The 19,978-nt window shown below is 69.2% G+C and carries 15 protein-coding genes; 3 read left to right on the top strand and 12 right to left on the bottom strand.

Going from position 1 to position 19,978, the window contains the following annotated elements; all coding sequences use genetic code 11:
• The first annotated feature begins 131 nt into the window (after positions 1-131).
• Positions 132-551, top strand: coding sequence for a hypothetical protein (locus QSJ18_RS03055; protein ID WP_286324737.1), 420 nt, complete (start codon positions 132-134; stop codon positions 549-551).
• 99 nt (positions 552-650) lie between these two features.
• Positions 651-2,210 carry a phospholipase C gene (locus tag QSJ18_RS03050; protein ID WP_286324735.1) on the top strand — a complete coding sequence of 520 codons (1,560 nt, stop codon included), beginning with the start codon at positions 651-653 and terminating at the stop codon, positions 2,208-2,210.
• An 8-nt stretch (positions 2,211-2,218) separates the two neighbouring features.
• Here the strand turns inward: QSJ18_RS03050 and QSJ18_RS03045 are convergent, their stop codons facing one another.
• The 9 genes from QSJ18_RS03045 to QSJ18_RS03005 form a co-directional block, all read right to left on the bottom strand.
• Positions 2,219-3,508: a condensation domain-containing protein gene (locus tag QSJ18_RS03045; protein ID WP_286324734.1), complete on the bottom strand. Its 1,290-nt coding sequence runs from the start codon at positions 3,506-3,508 to the stop codon at positions 2,219-2,221.
• A complete protein-coding gene (locus QSJ18_RS03040) occupies positions 3,505-4,899 on the bottom strand; it encodes a condensation domain-containing protein (protein ID WP_286324733.1) in 1,395 nt (464 codons plus the stop codon). The genes QSJ18_RS03045 and QSJ18_RS03040 overlap by 4 nt, the downstream gene beginning before the upstream one ends.
• A complete protein-coding gene (locus tag QSJ18_RS03035) occupies positions 4,896-6,374 on the bottom strand; it encodes a condensation domain-containing protein (RefSeq protein ID WP_286324732.1) in 1,479 nt (492 codons plus the stop codon). The genes QSJ18_RS03040 and QSJ18_RS03035 overlap by 4 nt, the downstream gene beginning before the upstream one ends.
• A 466-nt stretch (positions 6,375-6,840) precedes the next feature.
• A complete protein-coding gene (locus QSJ18_RS03030) occupies positions 6,841-8,085 on the bottom strand; it encodes a nucleotide disphospho-sugar-binding domain-containing protein (protein WP_286324731.1) in 1,245 nt (414 codons plus the stop codon).
• Positions 8,076-9,437 (bottom strand): hypothetical protein, encoded by a 1,362-nt coding sequence (locus QSJ18_RS03025; RefSeq protein WP_286324730.1) that lies wholly within the window; start codon positions 9,435-9,437, stop codon positions 8,076-8,078. Before QSJ18_RS03025 ends, QSJ18_RS03030 begins: the two co-directional genes overlap by 10 nt.
• 3 nt (positions 9,438-9,440) lie before the next feature.
• Complete coding sequence (locus QSJ18_RS03020; protein ID WP_462475975.1) at positions 9,441-10,235, bottom strand: ABC transporter permease; 795 nt, start codon at positions 10,233-10,235, stop codon at positions 9,441-9,443.
• Between the two features lie 38 nt (positions 10,236-10,273).
• Complete coding sequence (locus tag QSJ18_RS03015) at positions 10,274-11,224, bottom strand: ATP-binding cassette domain-containing protein (protein WP_286324728.1); 951 nt, start codon at positions 11,222-11,224, stop codon at positions 10,274-10,276.
• A 63-nt stretch (positions 11,225-11,287) separates the two neighbouring features.
• Entirely contained in the window at positions 11,288-14,332 is a 3,045-nt protein-coding gene (locus QSJ18_RS03010; protein ID WP_286324727.1) for an AfsR/SARP family transcriptional regulator, read from the bottom strand.
• Positions 14,333-14,520: 188 nt separating this feature from the next.
• A complete protein-coding gene (locus tag QSJ18_RS03005; protein ID WP_286324726.1) occupies positions 14,521-14,847 on the bottom strand; it encodes a transglycosylase family protein in 327 nt (108 codons plus the stop codon).
• Positions 14,848-15,287: 440 nt separating this feature from the next.
• On the opposite strand from QSJ18_RS03005, the gene QSJ18_RS03000 reads away from it, so the two are divergent.
• On the top strand, positions 15,288-16,073 hold the full coding sequence (locus QSJ18_RS03000; protein WP_286324725.1) for an enoyl-CoA hydratase: 786 nt from the start codon (positions 15,288-15,290) through the stop codon (positions 16,071-16,073).
• 84 nt (positions 16,074-16,157) lie between these two features.
• Here QSJ18_RS03000 and QSJ18_RS02995 read toward each other — a convergent pair whose 3' ends face one another.
• From QSJ18_RS02995 to QSJ18_RS02985, 3 genes are all read right to left on the bottom strand, one after another.
• Complete coding sequence (locus tag QSJ18_RS02995) at positions 16,158-17,279, bottom strand: acyl-CoA dehydrogenase family protein (RefSeq protein WP_286324724.1); 1,122 nt, start codon at positions 17,277-17,279, stop codon at positions 16,158-16,160.
• 13 nt (positions 17,280-17,292) lie between these two features.
• Positions 17,293-18,525, bottom strand: a complete 1,233-nt coding sequence (locus QSJ18_RS02990; RefSeq protein WP_286324722.1) for an acyl-CoA dehydrogenase family protein — start codon at positions 18,523-18,525, stop codon at positions 17,293-17,295.
• Between the two features lie 101 nt (positions 18,526-18,626).
• A complete protein-coding gene (locus QSJ18_RS02985; protein WP_286324839.1) occupies positions 18,627-19,784 on the bottom strand; it encodes an AI-2E family transporter in 1,158 nt (385 codons plus the stop codon).
• Between the last annotated feature and the right edge of the window lie 194 nt (positions 19,785-19,978).

The raw sequence follows: 19,978 nt of genomic DNA, 5'->3' as shown, positions 1-19,978 counted from the left end.
TGGTAGGACGCGCGGTGAGTCGGCGGCATCGGCGACCGGTGGTGGCGAGCGGGCCGATTTCTGCGGACACTGGGGTCAGACGCCGTGCTCAGCTTCCCGGCGCGTACCGCAACCGGCGGAAGGATCACGCCATGACCGACGATCGGCATTCCTCGAACGGGCCATTCGGCTTCGGACCTGAAGACTTCGACCGATTCGCGCGGGAGGCGCAGGACGGTTTGCGGGAGATCTTCGGAAAACTCTTCGAAGGGCAGTCGACCTCGGCTTTCTCGTCGTTCTTCGACGACGGCCGAACCCGGACACGGCGGCGCGGTGACCCCGCGACCGCCGGGGACAGCGGTGCCGGGGTGTGGGCGGTGTTCGTCGTCGACGAAGACGGCGGTGCCCGTGTCGAACAGGTCTACGCCACCGAACTCGACGCCTTGCGCGCCCATCAGACCAACACCGACCCGAAACGCCGGGTGCGGTTCCTGCCCTACGGGATCGCGGTCAGCGCGCTCGACCCGCTGCTACCCGCTGCACGCGACGACAGCAGGCCCGACGAACAGTGAGCCCGAATTTCATCGGCCGACCACGTTTTCGCCACCGCGCGGACAACCATCGGTCGTAGACTGACCGCGCCCAGTACGCATCGTGGTCAGGAGGCCGGCTTGTCCGAGGAGACCCGTTCCGAGCAGCTTTTCGGGGGATTGTCACGACGCGACTTCCTCGCCCGGGTCACCGCCGCCGGTGGTGGGGCGCTGCTGACCTCGTGGGCGGCGCCGATCATCGACAAGGCCTACGCCTCGGCCGACCCGGCAGGCACCGGATCGCTGAACGACATCGAGCACATCGTGCTGTTCATGCAGGAGAACCGGTCCTTCGACCACTATTTCGGCACCTATTCAGGAGTTCGGGGTTTCGGCGACCAGTCCTCGGTGTGGAAGCAGTACGGCTGGGCGCCGGGTGTCGGGCCCACGCGCACGGGGTACACGCTGCCGTTCCGCCTCGACACCCGCCACGACACCCGGTTGGATGGCGAGTGCATCAACGACCCCGATCATTCGTGGGCGGGTATGCACCGCGCGTGGAACGGTGGTCGCAACGACGGCTGGCTGCCGATGTCGGTCGAGGCGGTGGGCGCAGCCAACGCGCCCGCGCTGATGGGCTACTACGAACGCGCCGACATACCCGTACATCGGTCGCTGGCCGAGGCGTTCACCCTGTGCGACAACTACCACTGCTCGGTGCTGGGGCCCACCGACCCGAATCGGCTGTACTGGATGAGCGCGACCATCGACCCGGACGGCAGCCATGGTGGACCGCTGCTCGAAACCCCTACGCTCATCCCGAAGTTCGCCTATTCGTGGCGCACGATGCCGGAGAATCTGCGCGACGCCGGCGTCAGCTGGAAGATCTACAACAACCGCGACATCGGACCGGTGTCGTCGGTGATCCTCGACGGCATGATGGGCTGCTTCCGGCAGGCCCGTGATCCGCGGTCGGAGCTGGCGCGTCGCGGCATCGACCCGGTGTATCCGCAGGGCTTCGCCGAGGATGTGCGCACCGGTAGGCTTCCGAAGGTGTCGTGGGTGGTGCCGTCGGCGTTCACCTGCGAACACCCGGCGCTGCCTGCCTCCTTCGGTGCGGTCGGCATCGTGCAACTGCTCGACATCCTCACCTCGAATCCGGCGGTCTGGGAGAAGACCGCGCTGATCATCAGCTACGACGAAAACGGTGGATTCTTCGACCATGTCACCCCGCCCACCCCGCCCGCGCGCACGCCGGGGGAGTTCGTGAGCGTTCCCGACATCGGAAAGGTCAAGTCGTCGAAGGGAATCCGCGGACCGATCGGGCTGGGCTACCGGGTGCCGTGTCTGGTCATCTCGCCCTACAGCCGAGGTGGTCTCGTCGCCTCGGAGACCTTCGACCACACCTCGCAGTTGCGCCTACTGGAGAAGCGGTTCGGTGTCGAGGTGCCGAACCTGACACCGTGGCGCCGCAGCGTGACCGGCGACATGACCTCGACCTTCGACTTCGCGCGTCGGCCCAACGCCTCCCGGCCACGATTCGGCGATCCGGTACCGCAGGCCAAGAACTCGCTGGCCCAATGTGGTCCGAATGTGGCGCTGGGGACGCTCGGGCACGGTACGCCCTATCCGGTGCCGCGCAATTCGATGCCGCGCCAGCAGCCCGGGTCGCGGCGGGCGCCCAGCGGCCCGGTCGGGTAGCCCGACCGCTACGAGACCGGCACCGGTTGGCGAAGCCGCCGGGCGAGGGCATCGGTGAGGCCGACGACGGCCGCTGTGGCCGTCGCGGTCGCCGGATACCGCACCCGGACGTCGAGTCCACGGTGCGTGCGGGAGAACCAGATCTGTACGTCATCGGCGGTCGAGCAGGCCGAGATATGTTGTCCGCCGCGAAGTTCCGGACCCAGTTTGCGATAGTCCAGGAACGACACCATGAACAGGTCGCCCGCCGGGAGTTGCGGTGCGCAGCGGGCGAGCACATCGGGGAGCGGGATACCGGCGGCATCCACCGCCCGCCGTATCGCGGCCCGCGCGCCGGGCCGGTCACCGCCGTCGACGACCACCGGCGCGTTGGTCACCAGCCAGCCTGCCGTGGCATGCCACCCGGAGTCCCGCCGACCGCGGGTGTGCAGGGGGATCAGCGTAGCCAGCCGATCGGGACCGCCGAGGTCGGCGACGGCGCCCGCGAGTTCGGACAGCAGGGCCGCGAACAGGCCGTCGTCGAGGTGCGCAGCGTCCTCGTCGGCGAGCAACGTCCGGACGTGAGTCGCCTGACCGGTGGCGGCGGGTACGTCGCCCAGCGGTAGTGGGAAGCGCGGAACCTTGCCGCCGGTCTCGGCGAAGAACTGCTCCCAGGTGGCGAAACCCGCTGCCCGGTCCGCAGATTCGTTCATGGTCGGACGGGCATCCTCGCTGATGCACCGTTGGACGAACCCCGCGACGACCGGCGCCGGGGTGGCCGGATCGTGGTAGAGGGCGACGATGCGGCGCAGCACGATGTCGATCGTCAACGCGTCGGCGTGGGCATGGTCGAAACCGCACAGCAGGGTGGTGCCGACCAGCGCGAAGCACAGACCCGGACTCGCCCGCGGATGACAGCGCGAATTGAGCAGCGCCACCACATCATCGGTGTCCACCATCCCGGCGTGACGCGGGGTGACCTGTAGCTGGTCGGGGCTGAAGAGATGCTGGCGGGGCTCCGGGTCGCAACGGAATCGCAGCCGGAGCGCCTCCTGTTCGGCTATCACCTGCCCGATCACCGTGGCGACACGGGCGATATCCACTCCCGCGACGTCGCCGTCGGGGAGGGCGGGGCCCGCCAGCTCGACGCTGCCTGCCAGCCACACCGGCCGGCTGCCGGGTGTCGCGTGCTGGCGGAGGTGATTGCCCTGGTTGAAGGACACCGGCGCGCCCTGCGGGTCGGGTTCTCCCGCCCAGTCCAGGACGAATTCCACCAGGGCGCCGCGGAATTCGACGTGTCCGACCGCGGTGACCCTCAAGCGCCCAGTCCGATCGCGACGGGAGCGGTGAGCGCGGCGGTCAGATGTGCCCGCACCGTGTCGAAGTAGCGGGTGACCGCAGCCCCGGCGACCGGATTGTCCGGACACTGGGTGGCGATCCACAAGCCGTCGTGGTCGCGGCTGATCCATTGCGACGCATTGCGGGTGCGGCCCTCGCCGGTGAAGAGCACTGCGTCGGACAGTTCGCGTTGAGCCGGGAACCACCGGAAATCCAGGTAGGACACCATCTGTGGGCTGCCCGCCACCGACGGATCGACCCGGCCCGTCCCGATCAGGGTGGCCAGCACGGCGTGTGCGGGCAGCGCCGACAACCGGCGCGCTCGCGACAGACCGGCGGCGGCGTCGCCGATCACCTCCCGCAGCGTCGCACCCTGTACCGGGAAGGCGACCGGGGCGAAATTGCAGTACCAGCCCTGAGCGAGCTGGTGTTCAGCGCTGCCCCGGGTACTCAGCACTGTCGCGGTGGCGAAGTGATCGCGCCCACCGAGTTCGCGGTCGGCGAGGGCGAGGGCGGCGTAGACGGCGGCGGTGAACCCGGTCCCGGCCGCCGCCGCGACGGCCGCTATCGCCTCGGTGTCCTCGGCGTCGGCGAGTTGGGCACGACGAATCCGGACCCGCTGGGGGACCGGACCGGCAGCAGTCTGCTCGAGTCCGAGATCGAGGGCGAACCCGGGTAGGCGACCGTCGGTGGGCCGCAGGGCATCCGCCCATTCCGCCACCTCGGCGTCTCGTTCCGCGATCTGTCCGGCGAGCGCGTATTCGGTTGCCACATGGTCGATGTGACTGCCGGACCGGAACCCCGCGCCGCCGTGATAGCGGTCGAGGATGTCGGCGATCCCGATGGCCTGGGAACTGCCGTCCCCGAAGGCATGGTCGATGCCGAAGTACAGATCGAATCCGTCGTGACGCACGACCGCACCGAAGACGACGGCCGGGAAGGAGTCGAAGACGGCCGACCGCGCCAGCCGGGCATCGATGTGCGCGGCGATGTCCCGGTCGGCCACCACGGGATGCTCGGTGGTCAGCTCGACGTCGCCGGCAACGATCAGATGACGGGTGAGTTGTTCGCCGTCGGCGCGGAAGACACAGCGCAGGCCAGGATGATCGCGCAGGAACGAGGTCAGAGCCGCGGTCAGCCGCGACTCGTCGAACCGACCGGGTACCTGGACCGCGGCACAGGTGTAGGCGCGATGCGGTCGGTCCTCGGCGCGGGCGGCCAGCACGCCGGTGATGTGATCACGCTGTAGGAAAGACACCGGAACCGGATGCGGTGGAGCGCCTTTCGCCGCATTGATGGTGCGTGCGGTCGGTACCCAGTCGACGACGGTGCCGGCTTCGGGATGCCACTCACGTCGGGCCACGATCCTCATCGCCGGTCACCGCCGTCCGTCCGGACGACCACGGGATCGGCGATCACCGGTGCGTCGCCGTGCTCGGCGACCTCACGCAGCACGGCGGAGAACTCGGCGATGAATGCGTGCACCGAGGCGCTGGCCGTGTCGTTGCCGGGGAACCGGGTGGACAGGTTGATGCCGTCGGCCGTGCGGTTGATCCACAGGTAGACCTCGTCGTCGCTCCGGACCGGACTGCGCAACGCCCGGTCGCGCGCGGTCCACTCGCCGGCACCGGGGATGGTCCGCCCGTCGATGTAGGACACCACGAAACGCGGTCGGGGCGAGATCTCCAGAAGTTCGGCCACCCGGCCGAAGGAATGCGCGGCCAGGGCGCGGTGCGCCTTCGACGCGGTGGCGGTGCCGGTGAGTGCGGTGGTGAAGGACTCGGCCGCACCGAGGTCGTCGTGCACCGGGATCAGGCCCACGAACCAGCCCGCCGCGAGATACCACTCGGGGGAGGTCCGGGTATGCATCGGCATGATGTAGCGATTGACCCGGTCGCCGCTGAGCCGGGCCAGCGCGATGCCGATCGCGGTGAGGATGCCGGTGGAACCGGAACTGCCCGACGCCTTGCAGACCGCGCTGAACGCCTCGGTCTGTGCGCGCGGCAGAATCCACAGCGAGACGCTCGACTGGGTGGTGCCACCCGCGCGATCGGTTTCCTTCGGCCCCACCGGAAGCGGGAATGCCGGAAGCCGGTCAGCGTCGCTGCCCGAGTGTGCGGCAACGGTATCCGCGCTCAGGAAGTCATCCCAGGCGCGCACCGCCGGATGGTCGACGGTGAGTGCGGCGGCGGCCAGACTCTCGGCGGCGCTGTGGTCGACGAAGGACCCGCAGCCGGGAAGTGCCGGCTCGGTTCCGGCGACGACCGCGCGATAGATCTCGCGGAGCTCGACGATGGCCACGACCTGGGTGTAGGCATCCATCACCGCATGGTCGGCGCCGAAGACGACGGTGAATCCCTCGGTGGTCTGCGGATCGCAGTTGGCGCGGTCGTCGGCGTGCGCGGCGTGTTCGACTGTGGTGAAGACGATGTGCGGCCAGGTGTGCGCACGCACCTCGGAGGCGAGGAAGGCCTCGATGTGGCGATAGACGTCCAGCGAGGAGCGGACCCGGCCGTACCGGCGGACATCGATGGCCAGCGACCCGGTGTCCAGCACCCGACGGCGCAGTCCGTCGCCGGCCGCGACCGCGGTGGTCCGGAAGGTCTCGTGGCGTGCGAACCATCGACGCAGCGTGGTCGCGAAGGCTCTCGGATCGAGGGTGCCCTCGAGGTAGAAGGCGGTGCCGATCCATGACGTGTCGTGGTCGCGAGTGTGGGCGAGATGTGCGGCGTGATTGGTCGACAACGGCCGATCATCGTCGGCCCAGGCGGATTCCGCGGTCGAAGGGATCCACTCGGTGATAACCCCCGAAGGAGTCGGATAGTCGGCGAACTCCGTGTACTCCACTGTTCTTGATACCTCTGGCGCTAGTGCAATGGCGGGACAGCGCCGGAGCCGCGATGGCGGACTCTCCGGCCTGTCGTTGGGTATCTCGAGATGAGTGTCAGACCGGTCGTGCCGCTTGCGATCCGCGGGTTGCGGACATCGCCGGCATGGCATCGACCGACGAACGCGCGTCGGTGAGCGGATTCGTCTGACACTTTTCGATTCTGGTGCCCGTCTACCCCCAACCGACAGACGGACGATGAATGCGTACTGCATTCGTTCGTGAGCCTAAGGTGCGCGGCCGAGTCTGACCAGACTTCCGGTCCGAGTGCGAAACCTGTTCTTGCGCTGGTTAACGCAAGATGAAATCACCTGGCAGCCGATTGTTTTCACGATGAGAAAAAGTTGGCCGGGCCGAATTTCTGTGTCGCGGCACACAACCGACGGGTGCGTGTTGTTGCTCACTGTGGCGGACGGCATCGTGGGCCTATGCTGACTCGAGCATGACTCGGCAGACGGTGTCGCGGGCTTCGGCCACCGGAACGAGTCGCCGCGCGAGGGTGCGTGCGGCGACGATGACGGCGGGATCGGTGAGCGCATCCAGATCGGTGGGTGCCAGACGGGTGAGCCGCGCGCCGCGGCCGGCCCCGGCTCGGGCCAGCGCGCCCGCCCACATCGGTTGATCGGCACTGAACCATCCGATCACCGACGGGATGCCCGCACGGGCCGCGGCCGCGGTCGTACCGGCCCCGCCGTGATGCACCGCGCCATGACAGTGGGGCAGCAGCCGCTCATGGTCGAGGCCGGTTCCAACCGCAAGCACCGCATCGTCGGTGCCGCCGTCGCCCTCGGTGATGTGATGCGTGGTGTGGGCGATGACCCGCAGCCCGCGGGCGCGCAGGTGGCCGACGATGGAGCCGATCCGGGCCGCAGGTACCGGCATGCTGCCGAATCCGACATACACCGGCGGCGGGCCGGTATCGGCCCAGGCGATGGCATCGATGGTGGCGGTGTCGTCGCCGTTGAGGGCGCGCCGGGTCATGTCGTCGGGCACCAGGAATCCGCTGAACGGACGCTGGTCTCCCCACTCCGTGGCGAGTCCGTCGAAGAGTGCCGGGTCGTAGGCCTGCACTTCGGGCCGGCCGGCCGAACGCAATCGTCGGCCCAGCGGCTGGTCGGCGACGGGCAGCCCGAGCCGTACGCGCAACGCGCGGTCGTCGCCCCGCGTGCTGAGCCAATAGCCGTGGTCGACGACGGACCACAGGGCGGCCCGGGCCGGGCGGGGCAGGCGTCGGTAGGTGGGTGACACCGCCGCGTTGGCCCGGACCGGGCAGTAGTGCAGTGGGATGAATCCGATACCACGGCTCTCGGCGATGGTCGCTGCCCGCTCCTGGGCGAGTAGCCCGGTGACCAGCACGTCGGACTCGTCGGCGAGCTCACCCATGACCTGTTCGGACATCGCGGACCCGTAGGACCCGACCTCGCGTAGGGCTTGCATGCGGGTGCGCGGATTGGCGGATTTGAGTCGTTCGGCGACCAACGGGGTGGCCAGCAACTCGGCGGTCGACGGGCACAGTGTGCGGGTCGGCAGGCCGGTGCGTTCGATCATCTCCACCAGGTCGGCGGCCACCGCGATCGACACGCGGTGCCCGCGCGCATCGAGGGCGGCGGCCACCGCGAGAGCCGGCTGGACGTCACCGCGGCTACCGTGCAGAGCGAAAGCTATTCGCATAACGCCTCTTCCGCCGCGGGACGGCGGCCTCCCCAACCTGCCGCGGTCAACCCCCAGCGGGCCAGTTCGACGTCGAGTGCGGCGGTCAGTGCGGCGTCGTCGGTGATGCGGTCCGGATCGAGGGAGGTGGCGCACAGGGTGATCGTGCCCGCGCTCTGCGATACCCAGCCGCTGACCCCGCCGGCCATGCGGCGCAGTCGATCCCCGTCGCCGACGGCGGCGACCGACCGCATCGCGACCGGGCCGGGTAGCGCCGAGCCCAGCGATGCGAAGTCGTCGTCGAGGTCGCCGAGGTTGGACGCGAGGCACAGGGGTGCGCCGAGCCCGGCGGCCAGCCGGGCGACCATCCGGTCGCCGAGCGCCTGGGCGACGATCCCCAGCCGGGCGGTCGGACCGGGTCCCGCGGCAGCCGATCGGTAGGCCTCCTTGCAGGCGGTGCGCAGCGGACCGAGATCGCGATAGCGGTCGGCGCTCACCTCGACGCTGGCGGTGACCCCGGTGGTCGCGTTGGCCCGGCGATCGCCGTCGGTGCGTGCCGACATCGGTAGTGACACACCGATGGTGGTTCCGCGGGCGACCCGTCCGCTGTCTTCGAGAACCCCGACCATGATCGCCACGAACAGGGTATTGGCGGTGCCACCCGCGTCCTGTGCGGCCCGACGGAAGTCGGCGGCGTCGATGGTGCGGATGGTGGTCGGTGCATATGCTGCGTCCCCGCCCGGCATGGTCGGGGACGGTGTGGTCAGGAGAGGTGGCACCGCCCGAGCGGTGGGCGAGGTGCTCGACGAGCGGTCGGCGGCCATGGCGAAGGCCATCCGGCCCGCCGTGGCGATCAGCGTCGCCGAGTCGCGCAGGCTGTCGATGACCCCGCCGGCTGCGTCGGTCGCGTCGTAGTCGATGCCCGCGACCGCCTCGGACACCGCGGCCATGATCGCGCCGCCGTCGGCGACGACGTGGGAGACGATGAGCGACACGAAGATCGACTCGCCGTCCGACGACGGCGCGGTGGTCAGTCGCCACGACGGTCCGTGCCGGGTGTCAAGAGGTTCGTCGACGCGATCGCGGGCCCAGGCGGCCTCCGCACCGGCCGGGATCGGCTGACGCGACATCCGGAATCGTCCGGCGCCCGGGGTGTGGATCCACCGGTCTCGGCCGGGTACCCGGCGCCGCCGGACGAGTCGGCTGAGACGGCCGCGGCGCAGCCGGTCGGCGAGATCGGTGATGACGTGTTCGGGGGTGTCGCCGGGGATCTGCCAGACGCACTGATTGGTGACCGGCAGGCCCAGAGCGTGCTCCATCCGCACGAACAGGTCGTCGTCGGGGGTCAGGCGTTCGGGGGCAAGAGGGTTCATCGGTCACACCCGGCTCAGGTAGGCGCGCAAGGCCAGCGGGGCGGCCACCGCGATGATCGCCCCGGCACCGAGCAGCGTCCAGCCGATGTGCGCGGTCAGCGCACCGTCGTTGGCGAGCGACCGGAACGACGACACCAGATGCGATACCGGGTTGATGTCGGCGAGCGTCTGCAACCAGCCCGGCATCGTCGAGGTGGGTACGAAGGCGTTCGAGGTGAAGGTGAGCGGCATCAGGATCAGCATCGAGATACCCTGCACCGCACTGGCCTTGGACATGATCACACCCATCAGTGCGAAGATCCAGCTCATCGAGAAGGCGGCGAAGACGACGAGCAGGATGCCGCCCAGCGTGCCGACGATGCTCCCGGGCCGATAGCCGAGGACGAGTCCGACGACCAGCGACATGGTGGTGGCGATCGCGTAGCGCAGGATGTCGGCGGTCAGCGAGCCGGCCAGCGGCGCGATGCGGGCGATGGGCAGTGACACCAGTCGGTCGAAGACGCCGCTGTCGATGTCCTCGCGCAATTGCACGCCGGTCACGACCGAGCTGGTGATGGCGACCGACACGAGCACCCCGGGCACCAGGGCGGGCAGGTAGGACTGCACGCCGCCGGCGATGGCACCGCCGAAGATGTTGGCGAACAGGATCGTGAAGACGATCGGCACGACGATGACGTCGAAGAGCTGCTGCGGGGTGTGACGCATCCGCAGCAGACCGCGCCGGGCGAGGGTGAGGGTGTCGCGTACCGCCTGGCCCACACCGACGCGGGTAGCCGGTGACACCGGCCAGTCCCGCATCGACGCGGCCGGTGCGGTGCTGACGTCGAGTGAGGTACTCATGCGGGCTCCTGTCGGGTCATGGCGAAGAACACTTCGTCGAGGGTCGGGCGGCGCACCGCCAGTTCGGCGACGACGACGCCGGCCGCCTCCAGGTCGGTGACGATCCGGGCGGACAGGCCGGGGTCGGTCAGCGTGGCCGACAGCCGGGCCGCCTCGGGGCTGGGAACGACCTCGGTGCCCAGGCGGGCGCGGACGATCGCGACGGCGTCGTCGAGGCGGGTCGGATCGGCGACGCTGACCTCCAGCGATCGCGCCCCGACGCGGTCCTTGAGGACGTCGACGGTGCCCTCGGCGATCACCCGCCCCGCATCCACGACGACCAGCGAGTCGGCGAGCTGATCGGCCTCGTCGAGATACTGGGTGGTCAGCAGGACCGTGGTGCCCTCGTCGACGAGATCGCGTACACACGCCCAGACCTGCGCGCGGGTGGTCGGGTCCAGGCCGGTGGTCGGCTCGTCGAGGAACAACAGCGCGGGCGGCGTGATCAGTGAGGCGGCCAGATCGATGCGCCGACGCATCCCGCCGGAGAAGCCGGTGATCGGGCGGTCGGCGGCCGCGGCGAGTCCGAACCGGTCGACCAGCTCACCGGCGCGGGTACGGGCGCCCCGGCCGTTCAGGCCGCGCAGCCTGCCGAACAGTTCGAGGTTCTCGATGGCGGTCAGATCCTCGTCCAGTGACGCATACTGGCCGGTCAGCGAGATCAGTGACCGGATGGCGGTGGCTTGGCTGACCACGTCGCGGCCGAAGATCTCGGCCCGGCCACCGTCCGGTCGGATCAAGGTGGCGAGCATGCGGACCGTCGTCGTCTTCCCCGCGCCGTTGGCGCCGAGCATTCCGCAGACGGTGCCGGTCGGGATGGCGAAGCTGACGTCGGCGACCGCGTGGACGCCGCGGAATGACTTCCGCAGCGATTCGGCGTAGACGGCCGTTTCCGGCAAGGTGACCACTGGTGTCCTCCGATGCTGTGCGTGTTCCCGCTCAGCCTGGCCGACGCCACTTTCAAACCGGTTTCAGCGCAGCAGACGATGGATTGCGGCGGCTCTGGTGGGACGGCTGCCGGACCCGGGAGTGGGCAGATCGGGCAGGGCCAGGACGGCGAAGTCGCGCCGGTGACGAAGGGTGCGCGCGGCGGTGGCCGGCGGACTGTCGGGGGCCAGCCCGCGCGCCTTGACGATGGCGGCGGCAGCAGCGCCCAGGGACGGGAGGTCGGCGTGGTCGCCGCGGTGCAGCCGACGATCGAGCGCCGCTTCGAGATCGTCGGCGGCGATGCGCGCGTGGGTGGTACGACCGGCATGGGCGAGCAGGGCGACGGCGACCGCGTGCAGATGCACCGAGTGTCCGTCGGACGGGGCGCCGACGATCGACAGTGCGCGGTCGGCGGCGCTCAGCGCACGGTCGGCGTCGGAGTCGATGAGGAGTTGGGCGCGAGCCATATGCGCGGTGGCCACATACGGGCGGTGGCCCGCACCGGAGTCATGGAGGCATTCGGCGAGCAGTTCGGCGGCGGCAGCACGATCCACCCCGACCGTGGCGGCCGCCTGGTGCACGCGCATGCGGGCGGCGTCCTCGCGGAGGCCGATGGAGTCGAAGATTTCCGCACTGCGTTCGAAATGGATTGCGGCAACTGGATACTCGCCGAGCTGGCTGCTGATCCGGCCGAGGCGGCCGCGAGCGTTGGCGGACAGCCACGGATGGGCGGCGCGGTCGGCGGCGACCCCGGCGCGCCGGGCGCAGCGTCGCGCGAAGACCGGATTCGCGCTGCGTTCGGCAACTTCGGCGCGGACGAGGTCGGCGGCGGCCGCCACCACCGGATCCGTCGCGTCCGCAGCGGTGGCCAGGATGCGGCCGACGGTGCGTGGTGGTGCTACCAGCAGGGTGCGTCCGAGTGTGTCGATGCCGGGAGTGTCCTCGTCGATGGGGATGCGCCGCAGCAGGATTCGTCCGCGAGCCGCATCTCGGTAGGCGCCGAGTGAGACGAGGTGGACGATGGCGAAGCACAACCCGACCGGGTCGGCGTTTCCCGCCGACGCTGCCTGAACCGCCGCGCGGCACAGCCGCACGGTGTCGTCGTGGCCGCCGGTCCGCAGCCAGCGCCACGACACCGCGGGCAGCAGCGTCAGATCCGGCGGCGAGTCCGGATCGAGTAGCGACAATATCGATTCGGCAGTCCGATCGAAGGCGGCCGCGGCCTGCGCGACCTGTCCGGTACGCAACTGCGTCAGCGCATCCCGGACCTGCTCACCGGCCCATCGGCGGTGCCGGGCGGCCAGATGTTCGGCGAGGGACGGCAGTGCCGCGGTGCGTTCGCGGGCGAAGTCGCGGATGGTCTCGGTCAGCCGATAATGCGTACGCCCGGTGCTGTTGTCGCCGGGACTGTCCGGCTCGTCCACCACTCGCAGCAGGCCGTGGGCGCACAGTGTTCCCAGGTGGTCGATGTCGACCTCGTCGAAGGTGAGCGCGTCGTCGAGGGAGAACACGCCGGAGAAGCGGGCGAGTGCGGCGAGCGCCTCCCGGGCCGGTACCGGCAGCAGTTCCCAGCTGGACTTCACGACGTCGGCGAGGGAATGGTGACGCCCGCCGTCACCGACTCGTAGCACGGTCATGTCGGCGTCGAGTCGGTCGATCAGGTCGGCCAGCGTCAGATGACGTAGCTGGGCCGCGGCCAGTTCGAGGGCCAACGGGGCGCCGTCGAGCCGGCGGCAGAGTGCGCCGACGGCGTCGGGATCCAATCGGTTCTGCGGCGCGATATCCCGTGCGCGGACGGTGAACAGTTGTGCCGCAGAACTTTCCGGGAGCGCTGTCACCTCGATGATGCGGCCGGTGCCCGGGTCCAGCGGTACCCGGCTGGTCGCCAGCACCCGGATGTCGCGACGAAGGTCGCCGACCTCGCGGACGAGGTCGGAGACGACACCCGCGACCAACTCGCACGCATCGAAGACGATCAGCGCGCGCGACGGCAGCACCTGGGCGAGCATCGTCGCCGGAGATCTCGTGGGCGGCCCGGTAGCGGAATCGATGTCGAAGACGGCACCGCTGCCGACCGCGGCGGCCACCGCCGCGGTGACATCGGCGGCGGTGTGGGCGGCGGACAGGTCGACGAAGACGTCCGGGTCGGTGCGTCCGGCCGAATCGGCGCGGTGATGCGCGGCGAGATGATGTGCGACCAGACGTGTCTTCCCGATACCGCCCGGTCCGACGACGCAGACCACCGGCGACTCGGTGAGTGCGGAGCGAAGTTCGGCCAGGAGGGCGGGGCGGGGCACGAATTCATTCCGTGGGGGCGGGGGAGTTGCGGTGAGTTCGGCGACCACGCCGCCGTCGGTGTCACGTCCGGAGCGCAGTGCCGCGGTGTGCGCGGCCAGCAGCTCCGATCCGGGGTCGACGCCGAGTTCCTCGGCCAGGGCGCCACGCACCGCGGCGAAGACACCGAGCGCGCGGTTGGCGTCCCCGGCCCGGATCCAGCCGTGCATCTCCAGCGCGGCCAGCCGTTCGTCGAGGTCGGCGCCGTGTTCCCGATGGGCGGCGATCTCCTCGGCGACTCGGCGCGGATCGGTGGCCAGCCGGTGGGTCCAGGAATGTTCCAGCAGCGCCTGGTGGCAGCGTCGGGCCCGGACCTGTAGCCGGTCACGCAATGGTCCGGGTGGCAGTGCGGCACCGGGTTCGGCGCGCCACAGGGCCAGCGCAGCGGTGGCGCGCCGGTCGTCGGGGTCACGGGCGATGGCCTCCGCGGCGGCGAGATCGGATACCGGATCGGGTCCGACATCGGAAGCGATGTGCGGCACACGCCAGCGATACCCGGCGACCGTGGATTCGACGACCTCAGTGCCGACGAGGGTGCGCAGCCGGGAGATGAGGGTGTGTACGGCTCCCACCGGCTGCCGCGGCGGATCGTCGGGCCAGACGTCGTCGACGATGTGCTCGACGCCCACCGCGTGCGGATGGGCCAGGGTCAGGCTGGTGGCCAGGGCCCGAAGGCGTCCGGAGGTGACCGGCACCTCGTCGTCGGCGATCAGCACCGTCGTGGGTCCCAGCACGGACACCAGCTCGAACATCATTCCCCAACCCGTTCGGACACCCGACTTGTCCGAACACCGGTACCAAGTCCAGCACACCGTGCGGGCCGGTGCCCCCTCCACGGGTGCAGCTCACAGCGTCGGCCGGGCGTGGTCTGGGGAACAGACGCAGTCGGGGCCGACACATCGGTGATGTGTCGGCCCCGACCGGTGGTCAGTGCGCTGGCGGCTTACAGGTACTGGCCGCAGACCGGCCAGGCGCCGGCACCCTGGGTGGCGAGGACATTCTCGGCCACGCGGATCTGCTCTTCGCGCGAGGCGTTCGAGGCGCTACCCGAGCCGCCGTTGGCCTCCCAGGTGCTCTGGCTGAACTGCAGGCCGCCGTAGTAGCCGTTGCCGGTGTTGATGGCCCAGTTGCCACCGCTCTCGCACTGTGCGACGGCATCCCAGTTGTGGCCGGCGGCGGAGGCCGGTGCGGCCAGCAGGCCGAACGGCGCGGCGGCGAGGGCGCCGACGACGGCGGTACGGGCGATGATCTTGGTGATGTTCTTGCTCACGGTCTGTTTTCCTCCTTCACCACCCGGCTTTGAATGGGTGGTCGACTTTCGGACCGTGGGCGACACTACGGATTGATAACGGTGGGGTCACATCACGGAATCGCGCCGCGACGTTTTGGTAACGCTGTGATAACGCTGGGAGAATTCCGCGTTGTGCCTGCGCACGTCGGCGTGTCGCACGCCCGGGCGTGCCGCGGCGCAGGCCGTGCCGGCATGGCGAAGGTCACACCGAATATGTGAACCAGGTCACCGACAGGTGGCCGAACAGGCGTTTTTCGGCGGCGTCTTCGGTACTCGACATCGGCGGTACGCCGGCCGCGATTTTTTGCCCGTTCCCGCGTCCATCCCGGCAATGCCCGGACAGGGCTCGGACCCGACGGCAGAGTGGATGCCGATAAAAGTTCGGGCGCCGGTCGGCGTGACGCATGAGGAGGTAGACGGTGGGCGAGATCGAGGAGAACCCGGTGCGCACCGAGGTCACCGACGGGATCGGGATCATCACCCTGGGGGCGGCTCGGCGTCGCAACCCGCTGTCGGTGGCGACGATGCGGCAGATCACCGAGATACTGACCGCATTCGATGCTGATCCCCGGGTTCGCGTGGTGATCATCCGGGCGCTCGGTCCGGCGTTCTCCGCCGGACATGACCTCACCGAGCTCACCGACCGCACCCTCGACGACGAGCGGGAGATCTTCGCGGCTTGCACCGAGATGATGGCCGCCGTCCACACGATCCGCTGTCCGGTCGTCGCCGAGGTCGCCGGGGTGGCCTTCGCCGCCGGATGCCAGCTCGTCGCCACCTGCGATCTCGCCATCGCCGGTCGCTCGGCCAGATTCGCCACGCCGGGCGTGCGTATCGGACTGTTCTGCTCCACCCCGATGGTCGCGGTGACCCGCGCGGTGGGCCGCAAGCGGGCGATGCACATGCTGCTGACCGGCGATTCGATCGACGCCGACACGGCGGCCGACTGGGGGCTGGTCAACGAGGTCGTCGACGACGACCGGTTGGCCGCTGCGGTGCGCGAGCTGGCCGGGCGCATCGGAGCATCCAGCGCGCACACCCTCGCCATCGGCAAACAGGCCTTCTACCGCCAGATCGAACTCGCCGAGGCGGACGCGTATGACGAGATGGTGGAGACGATGGCGGCCAATGCGATGACCTATGACGCCCAGGAGGGGATGTCGGCGTTCCTGGACAAACGCACCCCGGTGTGGCGGGACGCCTGACCGGTGACCGACAACGGACATCGCCGCGACCGGCACCGAAGTGCCGACCGCGGCGATGGCTGTCGGTCGTGGCGAGCGGGTGAGCTACTCGGCGGTGGCCGTGACGAAACGCGCCAGATGGGCGTCGGCCGTACCGAACTCGTACTCGATGGCGGTGAGCCGTTTGAAGTAGTGCCCGATCGCGAGTTCCTCGGTCATACCCATGCCGCCGTGCAACTGGACCGCGTTCTGGCCGATGAAGCGGGCCGCACGGCTGACGGTCGCCTTGGCGGCCGAGATCGCGGCAGCACGCTCGGCGGCCGGTGCCTCCAGCGACAGGATCGCCAAATACTGCGCCGCGACCGACTGCTCGAGCTCGATCAGCATGTCGACCATGCGGTGCTGCAGAGCCTGGAAACTGCCGATCGCCACACCGAACTGCTGGCGCTGCTTGGCATATTCGACGGTGTCGGTGTGCACCTTGCGGAGCAGACCCACGGCTTCGGAGACGACAGCCGCAGTGGCCTCGTCCCAGGCCTTGTCGAGAACCGCGGCGCCGTCGGCGACGATTCGGGCCGACGCCGGGACCCGCACATCGGTGAACACCAGGTCGGCGGCCGGGCGGTCATCGATGGTGCGTAGCGGATGAGAGGTCAGGCCGGCGGGTGTGGCGTCGCCGAGTTCCAGCAGGAACAGCGACACACCGTCGTCGGTAACGGCACTGACGATCAGGTAGTCGGCGATCGGTGCCGAGGTGACCACGATCTTGGCGCCGTTGATGACCCAGTCGTCGCCGTCGGGGACTGCGCGGGTGGCGATCCGTGTCGGGACACCGCCGGACCCGTCTTCGAGGGTGGCGAGCGCCGACAGGGCCTCGCCCTCGGCGATGCGGCGGGCCGCATCCAGCGCGGGCTGGGCGCCGGTGGCGTGCAGCAGCCGGGCACCGAGTACGACGGTGTCCACGAAGGGTTCGACGACCAGGGCGTGACCGAGCGCCTCGGTGACCACCATGAGTTCCTCGGCGCCGCCGTCATCGCCACCGACCGCTTCGGGCAGGCAGGCGCCGATGACACCGAGTTCCTCGGCGAGCGCGGTCCAGATCTCGGGCTGCCAGCCGGGCCCGATCTTCGCCGCGGTACGGCTGGCCTCCAGGTCATAGCGTGCCTCGAGGAACTTGTTGAGGCCGTCGGAGAGGAGCTGCTGCTCCGGAGTGAGTGTGAAGTCCATGGTCTCGTCTTCCTTACAGCCCCAGCGCGGCCTTGGCCAGGATGTTGCGCTGAATCTCGTTGCTGCCGGCGTAGATAGAGCCGGCCCGGTCGTTGAAGTAGTGCAGCGGTGCGACGGCCTGCCACGGTTGTCCGGAGACATAACCGTCGGTAGGCGGGGTGTATTGGAAGATCGGGCCACCCGGACGGGTCGCGTGCGGCTGGAAGACTCGGCCGTGCGGGCCGGCGGCCTCCACCGCGAGCGTGGTGATCTGCTGGGACAGTTCGGTACCCAGGATCTTCAGCATCGACGCCACCGAACCGGCGTCCTTACCCGCGCCGAGCGCGGCCAGCGCGCGGTACTCGAAGACCTCGAGGATCTTGGCGCGCACACGGATGTCGGCGAGCTTCGCGACGAAGGCCGGATCCTCCGACAGCGGGCCACCTCCGGGGGCGATGACATCTGCGGCCTGGCGACCCAGCTCCTCGGCCATCACCTGCAATGCCGGTGCGGCCGCGCCGCCACCACGTTCGAAGATGAGCAGGTACTTGGCGACGGTCCAGCCGTCATCGATCTTGCCGAGCACATTCTTCTTGGGCACCCGAACCCCGTCGAAGAACACCTGGGCCTGGATCTGCTCGCCGGAGGCGAAGACCAGCGGCTGGACCTCGATGCCGGGGTCGTTCATGTCGATGAGCAGGAAGGTGATGCCCTGCTGCTTGCGCTCCTGACGCGAGGTGCGCACCAGGCAGAAGATCCAGTTGGCCTCGGACGCGTGGGTCGTCCAGATCTTGGAGCCGGTGACCACCAGGTCGTCGCCGTCCTCGACGGCTGCCATGGCGAGCGAGGCCAGGTCCGAGCCGGCTTCCGGTTCGGAGTATCCCTGGCAGAAGAAGACGCTGCCGTCGAGGATTCCGGGAAGGAAGTAGTCCTTCTGTTCCGGGGTGCCGAAGGCCATGATGGCGTGGCTCACCATGCGAATACCCATGGGCGACAACGCCGGTGCCCCAGCCAGGATCGACTCGCGGCTGAAGATGTAGTGCTGGGAGAGCGTCCAGTCGCAGCCGCCGTGTTCGACCGGCCAGCCGGGTGCGGCCCAGCCGCGTTCATGCAGGATGGCCTGCCAGGCCATCGCGGCCTCGTGGTCGGAGTACACGCTGGTGCGCAGCGTTCCCGCGGCCCGCAGGTCGGGAGTCAGCTTGTCGTCGAGAAAGGCTCGGACCTCGTCGCGAAACGCGGCGTCGGCCGGGGACCAGTTCATGTCCATGAGCGGCGAAGACCTATCTGTAAACGGTTGTGTTCAGATTCGTACCCGGGTGAATCTACCCAATGCCCCAGATCGCGCAACAGTCCAGGGTGTGACCTGGCTCAAGTGTCGGCGGCAGTGCCGTCGGGAGTGTCACCGGCAGGCGTCGCCGCACCCGCCTGCGCCGCGGGTTCGTCGGCCGGCTGCTCGGGTTCGTCGGCAGGCAGATAGGCATCCTGTGCCGGTGGCGGTGGACCCTGGCCCGGCCGCCAGGAGGACACCAGCACGTCGGCCCAGCGGGTGGACGGATCGATATCGATGAGCAGTGCCTTGGCGAAGAGAGTCAGCGGCACCGCGAGGATCGCGCCGAGGGGGCCGATCACCCACGTCCAGAAGATCAGGGAGACGAAGGTGAGCGTCGTGGACAGCCCGACGGCGTCGCCGACGAACTTCGGCTGGATCACCGACTGGATGATCACATTGATCACGCTGTAGACCGCGATCACCAGCAACATCTCCGATGCGCCCCCGTCGAGTAGGCCCAGCAGCGCGGGTGGGATCACGCCGAGTACGAAGCCGATGTTGGGGATGTAGTTGGTGATGAACGACAGCAGGCCCCACAGCACCGGCAGTGGCACGCCGATCAGCCACAGGGCGCCGGTGTCGAAGACGGCGACGATGAGTCCGAAGACCGTCGACACCCACAGATAACTGCGCGTGCCGCGGGCGAAGGTGCTGAAGGCCGACGCGATGTCGGGGCGGGCATCGCGGACGACCGCCATGCGTTCGTCGAAACCCATCGCGTCGGCGGCCATGAACAGCAACACCGTCACCACCAGGATCAGGGCCGAGGCCACGCTGAGTGTGCTGGAGAGCAGATCGGTCACCAGCGAGATCAGCTTGGATGCGTCGAGATGGGAGAGCATCTCGTGCACCTTGTCCTCGTCGACGCCGTGATCGGTGAGGAAACCTTTGAAGCTGTCGACCAGATCGTCGAATTTGTCGCTGTAGGTCGGCAGGATGGTGGCCAGCCGGGCGATCGAGTAGGCCAGTGCGCCGAACATCCCGATGAGGATGCCGTAGACCAGCAACAGGGTGACGATGAAGGCCGACCAACGCGGCCAGCCTTTGCGGCGCAACCAATTCGGGATGGGTTGCACCGCGACGGTGAGCATCAGCGCGAGGAAGAGCGGGCCGACCATCGAGGCCACCGATTTGATGCCGGCCACGGCGACCACGAGGCCGGCGAGAGTGAGCAGCACGATCGCGCCACGCGGCATCGCCCAGGAGTGGGCGGTAGCGGTGGCGGTCGCGGCGGTGCCGGTGGCGTCTGTGTTGGTGGCGTCTGTGTTGGTGGCGTCTGTGTTGGTGGCGTCTGTGTTGGTGGCGTCCGTGTCGGGGGTGGCGGGACCGGCCGCATCGGGGCCGGTGGACGCGGAACTGTGACGGGCCATGGGTGCCGACCTTCCCTGCC

Source organism: Gordonia heveisoli (assembly GCF_030315745.1).
GTDB lineage: Bacteria > Actinomycetota > Actinomycetes > Mycobacteriales > Mycobacteriaceae > Gordonia.
The sequence above is the reverse complement of the archived record's forward strand: the minus strand, read 5'-3'. Positions and strand labels throughout refer to the sequence as shown.